The following is an 8,931-nucleotide window of genomic DNA, read 5'->3' on the forward strand; positions in this document are numbered from 1 at the left end:
ATTGTCTCAAAAATTATCCAACGCTCATCTTTGGTCAAGTTAACACTGTACTTTTTATTCATAACTAAGCACGTGTTAACATATACAATCAACACTTATTTATAATGCGGTCAAAGCAGTATAGCAACCTTTAAACTTTGATGCATCTGCACAAAGATACCTGAACATTTAAAGGCTCATAACACTGTTTTTGGATGAATGGGTAGGCGATGACGAGTCTGGCCCCGCAGACAAAAGGATGATGTGGATCTTGAGTGTGACGTAGCAACACATCAACCTTCAAGTATAAACTTGGGTTAGTTGCTACATGAGCCTCCTATTCAAACACACAATCACAACACCGATACATGCTAAAACAAGGAAACATAAACAAGACAACCTTAAACCAGCGGTCTTCCCAGTTAATTAACACATTTTTAAAGCAAATACTAAATTAGAACAAAAAGACCCATAGATACGATCGACTTGGGCCATCGACGGGTACCTTCACACAAGTCATCGTTGCATTGCTAAATTGGTTAAATAAGCAGCATATCACAAACGCTAAACAGCAGCGTCCCCGAAATCAAAGACAATAACGTCTCTATAACTAACACACAAAAATCACTTAGCACTTCAAACGTATTCATAAGAGGTTAGCGAACAAATATGAATAATGTACAAAAAGAAATAAAAAAACAGCCGCTGGTTCTAACAGCCAATTCTCTCTGTACAAGGGTTAAACATTTTTCAGTTCCCATAACAACCACATTTATAGCTACACTCATTCTTATTGCCGCCTTTTTAAGTCTATACGCAACCCCTCTGGCTCAGTCAGCAACTCCAACCACCACTCTTACTGGTGATCCTCTGTTACAATCAATGCTCTGGAAATACACTCCCAGTAACGGAGTTTATGCTCCACCTACAGTTGTAAACGGCATAGTTTATCTTAACTCAGAAATACATGGACAAGTTTCAGCCTTAAATGCCACAACTGGCACCAACATATGGACCTACAATAACTACATCATTAACGTCATACATGGATCGCCTGCAGTGGCTGATGGACGAATATACGTACTTACACAGGTTAGTTTTTGGGTTTTAAACGCTACCGATAGCACTGAACTGTGGAGCCTACCTTTGGGCGGTCTCTCAACTCCGGTAGTTGTTGATGGCATAGTTTATTTCAGTTCACGGCACTCATACGATGGTGCGCAGGGTAGTTGTGTTTTTGCTTTTAATGCTATTGATGGTACTAAACTGTGGCATTACGCAATACCTGGTGGTAGCGGGGGTATTTCGTCGTCTCCGGCTGTTGTTGGCGGGGTAGTTTATGTTGGTGCTGATAATAATAATGTGTATGCGTTAGATGCAAAGAGTGGTCGAGTGCTTTGGCATTTTGCTACAGGTGATCCTGTTGGCTCGTCTCCTGCGGTTGTTGATGGCATAGTTTACGTGGGTTCAGGTGATCATTGTATCTATGCATTGAATGCTACGACTGGCAAAAAAGTTTGGAATTACCAAACAGGTGGGGGTGTTAGTTCTTCGCCGGCTGTTGTTGACGGAGTGGTTTATGTTGGTTCTGAAGATCATACTGTTTATGCTATAGATACGGCTGATGGTAAAAAGCTCTGGAGCTATACTACTGGTGATATAGTGGTTTCTTCGCCGGCTGTTGCGGGGGGAGTGGTTTATGTTAGTTCTTGTGATGGTAATTTTTATTTTTTGGATGCGACTATTGGTAAGAAGCTTTGGAGTACTTTTGAGTATGGAGACGGTTATGCGTCGCCTAGAGTTGTTGATGGCGTGCTCTATATTTGTGCTAATTTTAATTTGTATGCTTTCAATGCCCTAAATGGCTCCTCTAATTCACCGGCCCCATCAGATTCACCGGCCCCATCAGATTCACCGGCATATATTTTCATCGTAATCGGGGTGATAGTTGGTGGTAGCAGTATCATAGTTGGCACACATTTCCTAAAAACAAGAAGACGAATAATTCAATAAAAAAGACATGTTTTGTTTGAATATAGTTTTTGGTTAGCTGTGCAGATTACTATTTGCGAAACTGGAAAGAAACCCAGAAAGTGGCAGATAAAAACAAGGAAAAAGATTATTATTTATCTTGGGGTTTTTCCCATAGTTGGAGTTTTTCTTTTTTCATTTCGGTGCGTTTGCGTTGTAGGTACTTGTAGACCGTGTGATGTTGGCAACCATCTATTATCATCTGTATTGCGTTGCGTGCTGTATCTGATTGCTCAAAGTTACCTATGATACCTACTGTGTGGCCGTACACGACAACATCTGCTTCGCTGAGTTCTTCGATGAGTTTACGGGTTTTGCCATCAGTACCAATGAGGCGGCCTTTAATGCGTTTTATATCGGACTCGCTACGCCCAAAAATCAGTCGTAGATCGATCATGTCATAGATGTCGTCTTCATTGCGGATTAGACGAAAAGCGATTTCAGGTGCAAAGCCGCGTCCGATGGCCGATACGACATCTTTGGCTTTGAGCAGAACTGAGGGATCGGCGGCTTTCTCGGTGAGGATTATTGCTATGCTACCCTCTGTGTCTACGTCGAGTTTGGCGCCTAGTTTATTTTCTATGTATTGTTTTGTTTTTCCTTCGGGGCCGATGAGTATGCCCACGCGTTCTTTTGGGATTCGAACAAAGCTATCTAGACCAGGCATTATTTTCCAACAACCAATTTGTGTAATTCTTCTACTGGGGTTACATTAACGTTTAGGCGACTAAAATACCTGTTTAGATTCACTAAGTCTCTGTTTAGCATAAAGTTGGCCATGGGATGCTCTATGGATACGGATTGGGAGAGGTCAAAAATTAATGGTTTGCCTTTCCACATCATGATGTTGTATTCACTTAGGTCGCCGTGGACAATTTTGGCTTTTTTGTAGAGTCGTTTTATGTATGTAATTAGTTGTTTATAGACGCGCTCGGGGTTTTCTGGTGATTGTTCTTTGAGGGAGGGAGCTGGTGCGCCTGTTTTGCCGATAAACTCCATTACAACCACGTTGCTTTTCACTGCTATGGGGTTGGGTACGGGCACTTTGGCTTCGGAGGCTTCGCGGAGGTTGCGGAATTCTTTTTGTGCCCACAAAGACATAAGCGAGCGGGTGTCGCGTTTGATGTTTTTAAATCGGGGGTCGCCTTCGATGTATTTGAGCATACCTTTTTTGAACTCAGCAGATGAGGTGAGATAGATTTTTACGGCTAAATCTGTGCCGTCTTTGGTGGTTGCCCAGTAGACTTTGGCTTCTTTGCCGCTGCTCACGGCACCGTTGACTTCGTAGAGTATACCACTGTTTAATAGGTCAAAAACGACTAGACGGGTGGCTTGGTCAAAGACTTCCTCAACGGTGGCACGTTCGTTGGCACGGTCGTGAATGAGCATTTTGTCTCTGCGTTCCACTAGTTTTTCTCTGTGGTTTAGGCGTTCTCGGGCTCGGTTGGACATAAGATTCAGCCAAGTTATGGATTTTGGATATTAAAGCTAATCGTAAGTTTTAAGTATTTTCAGGGCAATAAAATTTCAAATTTTTCTTTCATTACACCATCAGTATGTTAATGGATAATACTGCTAAAATGAACCTGAGTCTTATTCAGTGAAGATGTAGAGATTTCGTGAAACTGCAATCATCAAGCAAAGGGCAGGTAAGTAGGTTATAATAAGTTAGGCAGATGGAGAATATTAGAGGAAAAGCTACCGATGATTCGCGGTAGATTGTTTGTAGGGATGTAAAGTTAGGGGTTTAGAGGGTTAGGAGGCCTTTGCGTCTTAGGTTTTCGGCTTGGGCGTGTGTGTAGCGCCAGGTTACATCACCGCGGGTGTCAGTTTGGAAGTCCCAGGGTGAAATGATGACGATGTCGCCTTCACGTATCCATACGCGGCGTTTCATTTTGCCTCGGATACGACAGAGACGTTCTGCACCGTCTTGACATTTAACCATAATACGGTCAAACCCCAATAGTTTTGTAACTACACCTAAAACTTCGCCTTGGCCGGGGTAGACCATTTCGCTTATTGCGCCTTCACTTAACACTTTTTTCTTTCCCAAGCAAATTGCCTCAATTATCAGGTTTGTGTACAATAGTTTTTCTTACTTATATGCATTTAACCATAGCGGAGGATTTATCAGAAAATACAGTGGGGGTATGCCGCTGGTTTAGGGCGGCGTGTTTTTGTTTAACTCTGCAAGGATCTCTTTAGCATAGTCTACGCGTACTTTTCGGTCTCTAACCATCTGCTCTGCAACTGTATCGATTTGGCTGTCATGAGCGCCTGCAATTACGGCGATGTTTCGTGCATGTAGAGACATATGTCCACGCTGGATACCCTCGCTTGCCAATGCACGCAAGGCACCCAGATTTTGAGCTAAACCAACAGCGGCAAGGACTTCGGCGAATTCGTTGGCGGATTTGACTCCTAGAATTTTCATGGCAATTTTGGCGATGGGGTGCGTTTTTACAGCACCACCGATTAGGCCCACAGCCATAGGTAACTCGATTACGCCTTCAAGATCTCCACTGCTGTTTTTGGTCCATCTCGATAGGGAGGTGTATTTGCCATTTAGGGCTGCGTACGCGTGTGCACCGGCTTCGATTGCACGGTGATCATTACCCGTTGCCAATATGACTGCAATGATGCCGTTTAGGGCACCTTTGTTGTGTGTTGAACCGCGGTAGGGGTCAGCTTCTGCAAATACTGATGCATATGCAATGCCCTCAACAACGGCTTCGCCACCTAAAGCTTCCTTGGGAACAACACACCAAGCTTTAGCAAGTCGTCTAGTGGCTAAATTGGAAATTATCCGCAAATATACCTGTCCGCCTGTGAGACTCTCAATTAAAGGAGCTACAGCTTCAGCCATTGTGTTTACTGCGTTAGCACCCATGGCGTCACGGCAGTCAACATATAATTCAACTATAAGCATAGGTCCCAGAGTAGTGTCAATAACTTTGGCGCCTAAGTCTTTGGCGCCGCCGCCAAATGAGTTTAGAACGGGATCTTGCTCGTTTGCCTTTTTAAGTATTTGATCCTTTGCAGCCAAAACAGTTGTCTGTGCAGAGTTGGCGTCTTTTAGTTTAGCGACTTGTATCTGTCCGATCATGACGGGTGTGGTGCTACTGGTTTGGAAACCTCCGCCGTCGCGCACCATCTTGGCAGCATAACTGGCAGCAGCAATTACACTGGGTTCCTCGGTTGCCATGGGGATAAGATACTCTTTGCCATTAATTTGAAAGTTAACAGCGACACCCAGAGGTTCAGGGAAAACCCCGATAAAATTCTCTATCATATGGTCGCCTACTTCGGTGGGTAATGAGCTGGACTGTTCAAGAAGCAAAGTTTCTTCAGGAGTTAAACCTGCAAATTCTGCAACAAGAGCCAACCGCTCTTTGGGCGGCAACTTGTAGAAACCTGATATTACAGAGGTTTTAGCCATGGGACATTCCTTTAACTGCATGATTAAAATCTAATTTTCTTGGAATCATTTAAGCTTTAGCCGAACACAACCAACTACTAACCAATACAATGACAGAAAGAAGTATTTGCCAAAGACACGCGCTAATACCAGCTGACCGTTCAAAACATCACTATTTAGTATAGCAGATGCCAAAAATGGAAAGTCTAACAATAACTCGCTTTGATTTGTATGGTTATAGGGTTGTTTGTCCGGGACTTTGGGGCATGGAAACTGCAGGTATGCCTAGTCGATGACGAATTTCTTTGGCAAGTGCATCGCCGTCGCTTCGAAAGTTGTCGGTAATGACCTGTTTGGCATTGGTACGTCGTACATACTCTATTAATCCGTCAAAGTCACTGTGGTCGCTTAGAGCGATGAGATGTTCACGGTCACTTATTTGACGACAGGGTTTTTGGAATTCCCATCCGCTTACACATATCCGTGGGTTGTGTAGTCCGACATGTTTGCGTTGATTCATATGGTAGAAAGCGACACAGGGCAGATTATCAGCTATGAGATTCTGGCCGTCCTTGTCGGCACAATGTGAGATTGGATCAAGCATCATACCGTGTGTCTGGCAGACTTGGGTGACATCATAGACTAATTCGGGCATAACAAAAGGCACCTGCACATCGGCATCACGAAGAATTTTCATCACTTCTTGGAGTTTGCCATGATAGCCAAATACATATACGGTGCCGCTACGGAGCTGCTTCTCAACCATTTCTACCAAAAGCGCTCGAACATCAACTGTAAAGTTACGTCGACAAGAAGGACGTCCATATGTAGCCTCTACAACCAGCACATCACAATCCACAGCTTGGGTACCCTCCAACCTAAAATCCCCCGACCAGGCAATGCGAATACCTTGGGCATCTTCGACGAGCACTTGTGTAGCACCTAATATGTGATCTGCTTTTAGCAGAGTAATTGTTTCGTCACCGTATTTGAGAGGTGTATTATATTCGAGGGGGTAAACAGACACTTCGGAGAGATTTAAGCCACGGTTGAGAATTTTGCAAAGGTCGCGGGTAGCTTTAGTCATCAAAACCTTCTCACAACACTTGACACTTTTGCGCAGACCGTAGAGGTGGTCGGCATGGGCATGAGTAACAACTCGGATAGGCCTTATGTCAAAAGCATCACATGCAACATTATCCCCTAAGAGGATCGCGCCGTTCTTGGTTATCTGCGCCCGTTCCGCCACACGTCAGCCTCGAATTAGGTTTTCTCTGCCATCCACTCAATGAGTTGCTGAGGACTAAGGGTTTTAATTGTAAAATGCAGAGGTCCAAGCGGCGACTCGGCAGTTTCCTCAGAGAAGGATATGTGACCAACATAAGCAACCTGTTTGTTTAGGTAAAAGCTGATAGTGTTGTCGCGGATTTTTTTGAGAAGCAATTTTCGTGCAGCATCACGAATGCGGTCATTACGCATAAGATTGCGAAGTTTGATCAAACAATCCTGCCCTGTTGCATGGGCAGTTAAGATGGCGCCTCTTTGGGCGGGGCTAACAGTGAATGTTGCACCACCCAAAACATTGCTTATAGCCAAACGGACTTTTTCTTCAGTTTCTGTTGGATTAAGGTCTGTTTCTACAAAAACTTCTATTTCTTCAACCATAAAGTCTCAATCCTGCCAAAATGTTCACGCACCAAAAGTTTGAAACTCTCGATACTATTATCATTAACTATTATTTGCTCTGACATTGCTATGACATTGCCCACGCCTACGCCTAATTCGCGATTGTCACGTTGCACAAAAATATCATAGGTTGCAGGGTCGTCACTTCTACCCCGGCGTTTGAGACGCTCAAAACGGATTTGAGGAGATGCATGCACAGAAACAAGGGTAAAACTGGCAAAATGTTCCTTAAAGATATCAGCTTCATAAATGCTACGCAACCCATCGATGAGTACGCAACAGCTTGTTTGTTCTTTTATTTTGGGGATGCATTTCTGTGCGATAACATAATTGCCGCTTTCAGCCCGCAACGCAAGCATGACAGCGCCAATGTTTTGAGGTGTCGGCTCCAAACCACGTAATTTGGTCTGCTCCCGTACAACATCACCCATGGCGACTATGTCATAGCCCATTTCGCGGGCAGTTTCCACAACCAGAGATTTACCTGAGCCAGGCATACCGCCCAAACCAATAACCAATTTGTCAGCGACCAAAGTGGACTTACCTTTTTTGGTTTTATAACAACCACTCCCATTAAAAAGTATCCGCTTCTTTTCGCATGAACTGCCGTACCTACATTTTCACCCATCAATCTGTGTTGCAAGAATAATAATTGAAATTAAAGCACAATATAATCTAAAGGAAGCGGCAAATTATTAAAACAGCAACATTAATTAAAATTTTTATAACATTATATTAATAAAGATTAATAAAAGAAGAGACAGAAGATAGATCATATCATTAACAGTGCCAAGTATAGCAAATATAAACTCAGTGCTAGATGTGGTAAAACCTTTGCAGCATTTAACGGTGTTAACATAGCATAACCAGGCACAGAAACAGCATATTCAACCATAGAAGAATCAAATGAACCAGGTTCAGCCTTATCAGCAACAAGCTTAGTCACCTCAAAATTTACCACCTAGCACGTAACTATTTAACAACACCCATGCACTGTTTTGTTTGATACATCCAAGCGCTAACTACGCAGTACATTTATAAGATACTAAGCCCAATATTTTATGAATAAGATAGACATCTGGAGACATATGTCGTGTTTTGCAATATAATTTATAATGTGTCGAACATCATCATAGAAACAAAGGAGGGAAAATGCTAATGTCAAAAAATGTGAACGAAGAGAAAATAAAACACATACTAACAGAAGCCAAACTTGCCTCTATCAAAACAATGCTCGAAAAAGATCATGCAGTCGACTGCCTGCTTCTACTCTATGTTGGACGCGGCAGATGGAAAGAAGCCAAAAGCTTCATGCAAGAAAACAAACTAACACTAAGCGACGGTACGTTTAGATCAAGAATGATTGAACTCGAATCCTTAGGTTTAGCCAAGAGCGAACGCATCGATCCACTCAAAAAATACTACATCAAAACCAAACAAGGCGACAAAGTTGCAAAACTGCTCCTCGAATTCTTTGATAAACTATCAGAATAACAGACCCTCTAACTAAAACAAGCAAAGCATAATATACACAACATTCAATCAAGACAATACAACAACAAAACACATCCTGGATCAACCAGATAACGCATTTAAGCTAAAATCAGCGCATAAATGTGCGTTATACCCTCAATTTCTACCCAACAATTTCTAAAAACACAAACACCTCATCAACACGCAAAATATAAGAAAAGAAGAGAGTGTTCACCTAAAGATAAGTAATGCGGTTTTTTGAAATGCTGTAAAGATGTCTTCAGTGGTTAATGCGTGCCAAAGTTTAAGCGTTAAATCCACCATCGCGGTCTTCTTTGAAACAA

10 protein-coding genes are annotated in these 8,931 nt (G+C 42.8%); 2 read left to right on the forward strand and 8 right to left on the reverse strand.

The features are described from left to right. The first annotated feature begins 648 nt into the window (after positions 1-648). The gene (locus FWF39_RS10935) at positions 649-1,992 is read left to right on the forward strand and encodes a PQQ-binding-like beta-propeller repeat protein (protein WP_343383476.1); all 1,344 of its coding nucleotides are present in this window, start codon (positions 649-651) and stop codon (positions 1,990-1,992) included. A gap of 109 nt (positions 1,993-2,101) precedes the next feature. On the opposite strand, the gene FWF39_RS10940 is transcribed toward FWF39_RS10935, so the two are convergent. The 8 genes from FWF39_RS10940 to FWF39_RS10975 form a co-directional block, all read right to left on the reverse strand. Then, positions 2,102-2,677 (reverse strand): KH domain-containing protein, encoded by a 576-nt coding sequence (locus FWF39_RS10940; RefSeq protein ID WP_343383477.1) that lies wholly within the window; start codon positions 2,675-2,677, stop codon positions 2,102-2,104. Continuing rightward, positions 2,677-3,462, reverse strand: coding sequence for a serine protein kinase RIO (locus tag FWF39_RS10945; protein ID WP_343383478.1), 786 nt, complete (start codon positions 3,460-3,462; stop codon positions 2,677-2,679). Before FWF39_RS10945 ends, FWF39_RS10940 begins: the two co-directional genes overlap by 1 nt. A 295-nt stretch (positions 3,463-3,757) precedes the next feature. After that, the gene (gene eif1A, locus FWF39_RS10950) at positions 3,758-4,063 is read right to left on the reverse strand and encodes a translation initiation factor eIF-1A (protein ID WP_343383479.1); all 306 of its coding nucleotides are present in this window, start codon (positions 4,061-4,063) and stop codon (positions 3,758-3,760) included. 108 nt (positions 4,064-4,171) lie between these two features. Beyond that, on the reverse strand, positions 4,172-5,449 hold the full coding sequence (locus tag FWF39_RS10955) for a hydroxymethylglutaryl-CoA reductase, degradative (protein WP_343383480.1): 1,278 nt from the start codon (positions 5,447-5,449) through the stop codon (positions 4,172-4,174). 214 nt (positions 5,450-5,663) lie between these two features. Further along, positions 5,664-6,677, reverse strand: coding sequence for an MBL fold metallo-hydrolase (locus FWF39_RS10960; protein ID WP_343383481.1), 1,014 nt, complete (start codon positions 6,675-6,677; stop codon positions 5,664-5,666). 14 nt (positions 6,678-6,691) lie between these two features. Further along, a complete protein-coding gene (locus FWF39_RS10965) occupies positions 6,692-7,093 on the reverse strand; it encodes an RNA-binding domain-containing protein (RefSeq protein ID WP_343383482.1) in 402 nt (133 codons plus the stop codon). After that, entirely contained in the window at positions 7,078-7,647 is a 570-nt protein-coding gene (locus FWF39_RS10970; RefSeq protein WP_343383483.1) for an AAA family ATPase, read from the reverse strand. The genes FWF39_RS10965 and FWF39_RS10970 overlap by 16 nt, the downstream gene beginning before the upstream one ends. 239 nt (positions 7,648-7,886) lie before the next feature. Next, entirely contained in the window at positions 7,887-8,060 is a 174-nt protein-coding gene (locus FWF39_RS10975) for a hypothetical protein (protein WP_343383484.1), read from the reverse strand. A 212-nt stretch (positions 8,061-8,272) separates the two neighbouring features. On the opposite strand from FWF39_RS10975, the gene FWF39_RS10980 reads away from it, so the two are divergent. Further along, the gene (locus FWF39_RS10980; protein ID WP_343383485.1) at positions 8,273-8,608 is read left to right on the forward strand and encodes a hypothetical protein; all 336 of its coding nucleotides are present in this window, start codon (positions 8,273-8,275) and stop codon (positions 8,606-8,608) included. Positions 8,609-8,931: the final 323 nt, after the last annotated feature.

The sequence above is a fragment of the Candidatus Bathycorpusculum sp. genome, assembly GCF_009778815.1.
GTDB lineage: Archaea > Thermoproteota > Bathyarchaeia > Bathyarchaeales > Bathycorpusculaceae > Bathycorpusculum > Bathycorpusculum hydrogenotrophicum.

Coding starts and splice junctions, on each gene's coding strand:
- FWF39_RS10980 (WP_343383485.1), top strand. CDS start 8,273: ATGTCAAAAAATGTGAACGAAGAGAAAATAAAACACATACTAACAGAA.
- FWF39_RS10940 (WP_343383477.1), bottom strand. CDS start 2,677: ATGCCTGGTCTAGATAGCTTTGTTCGAATCCCAAAAGAACGCGTGGGC.
- FWF39_RS10955 (WP_343383480.1), bottom strand. CDS start 5,449: ATGGCTAAAACCTCTGTAATATCAGGTTTCTACAAGTTGCCGCCCAAA.
- FWF39_RS10945 (WP_343383478.1), bottom strand. CDS start 3,462: ATGTCCAACCGAGCCCGAGAACGCCTAAACCACAGAGAAAAACTAGTG.
- FWF39_RS10965 (WP_343383482.1), bottom strand. CDS start 7,093: ATGGTTGAAGAAATAGAAGTTTTTGTAGAAACAGACCTTAATCCAACA.
- FWF39_RS10935 (WP_343383476.1), top strand. CDS start 649: ATGAATAATGTACAAAAAGAAATAAAAAAACAGCCGCTGGTTCTAACA.